At 47.3% G+C, this 222-nt stretch carries 1 protein-coding gene; it reads right to left on the bottom strand.

Annotated elements, in window-relative coordinates; translation table 11 throughout:
• A partial coding sequence (locus HJV72_RS19160) for an enoyl-CoA hydratase-related protein (protein WP_243765713.1) occupies positions 1-222 on the bottom strand: 222 nt, incomplete at both ends.

Raw genomic sequence — 222 nt, 5'->3', positions numbered from 1 at the left:
CGAGAAAAGCAGTCATGCCTTCTTTCTGATCTTCTGTCTCGAAGCAGTCACCGAATACCTTTTCCTCGATGACAATTGCCTGATCCATATCAACCTGAAGTCCTTCGTTCATCGCTTTCTTAGAATTTCTCACAGCAATAGGAGCATTCTTCGCAATGCCCGCAGCCAGTTTCTTCGCTGCCGGCATCAGTTCCTCCTGTGTGTAAACCGCATTGACAAGTC

The organism is Extibacter sp. GGCC_0201 (assembly GCF_017566055.1).
Classification (GTDB): Bacteria; Bacillota; Clostridia; order Lachnospirales; family Lachnospiraceae; genus Extibacter.
This window is presented reverse-complemented; position numbering and strand designations above follow the sequence as displayed.